This is a genomic window from Variovorax sp. M-6 (assembly GCF_052114385.1).
Classification (GTDB): Bacteria; Pseudomonadota; Gammaproteobacteria; order Burkholderiales; family Burkholderiaceae_C; genus Variovorax.
This window is the reverse complement of record NZ_JBFREQ010000120.1, coordinates 1-494: the sequence shown is the minus strand read 5'-3', so window position 1 is coordinate 494 and position 494 is coordinate 1. Positions and strand designations below refer to the sequence as shown.

Annotated in this window: 1 protein-coding gene; it reads right to left on the bottom strand. The window is 68.2% G+C overall.

The genetic code is table 11. The features are described from left to right. The coding region (locus AB4Z46_RS35410) for a methyl-accepting chemotaxis protein (protein ID WP_442288222.1) at window positions 1-494 on the bottom strand (494 nt) is incomplete at both ends.

The following is a 494-nucleotide window of genomic DNA, read 5'->3' as shown; positions in this document are numbered from 1 at the left end:
ATGATGTCGGTCACCCGCTTCACGCTGTCCACGATCTCCTCCATCGTCCGGCCCGCTTCCGCCACCTGCTTGCTGCCTTCCTCGACCTTGTCCACCGAGTCCCCGATCAGGGTCTTGATCTCCTTGGCCGCCGCCGCCGAGCGCTGCGCAAGGCTGCGCACTTCCGACGCCACCACCGCGAAGCCCCGACCCTGCTCGCCGGCCCGCGCGGCTTCCACCGCCGCGTTCAGCGCCAGGATGTTGGTCTGGAAGGCGATGCCGTCGATCACGCCGATGATGTCCACGATCTTGCGCGAGGACGCGTTGATCGAGCCCATGGTGCCGACCACCTGGCTCACCACGCTGCCGCCCCGGACCGCCACTTCGGAGGCCGACACCGCCAGCTGATTCGCCTGCCGCGCGTTGTCGGCGTTCTGCTTGACCGTGCTGGTGAGTTCTTCCATCGAGGCCGCCGTCTCCTCCAGCGAGCTCGCCTGCTCCTCGGTGCGCGACGA